Here is a 504-nt window from a genome sequence, read left to right as displayed (position 1 = left end):
ATGGCCAAATGGTGCCTGCACCATCACCGGGAGAGCTTCCTCTACGAGCATTTCGAGGAGATCTGCGACATCGCCAGAGCCTATGACGTCTCCTTCTCGCTCGGCGACGGCCTTCGTCCCGGTTCAATCGCCGATGCGAACGACGCGGCGCAATTCGCCGAACTGGAAACACTTGGAGAACTCACCAAGATTGCCTGGGCAAAGGACTGCCAGGTGATGATCGAAGGCCCGGGCCATGTCCCCATGCACAAGATCAAGCAGAACATGGACAAGCAGCTCGCAGTGTGCGGTGAGGCGCCGTTCTACACGTTGGGGCCGCTGACGACCGACATCGCGCCGGGCTATGACCACATCACCTCAGGGATAGGTGCCGCCATGATAGGCTGGTTCGGCACCGCAATGCTTTGCTACGTCACGCCGAAAGAGCATCTCGGCCTTCCCGACCGCAACGACGTCAAGATTGGGGTGATCACCTACAAGATAGCCGCCCATGCAGCCGATCTG

Annotated in this window: 1 protein-coding gene; it reads left to right on the top strand. The window is 59.5% G+C overall.

All coding sequences use genetic code 11. The annotated features are described in order from the left end of the window. A partial coding sequence (locus EOB49_RS34635) for a phosphomethylpyrimidine synthase ThiC (RefSeq protein WP_206526203.1) occupies positions 1 to 504 on the top strand: 504 nt, incomplete at both ends.

It is taken from the genome of Mesorhizobium sp. M7A.F.Ca.MR.148.00.0.0 (assembly GCF_003997735.1).
Classification (GTDB): domain Bacteria; phylum Pseudomonadota; class Alphaproteobacteria; order Rhizobiales; family Rhizobiaceae; genus Mesorhizobium.
The sequence above is the reverse complement of the archived record's forward strand: the minus strand, read 5'-3'. Positions and strand labels throughout refer to the sequence as shown.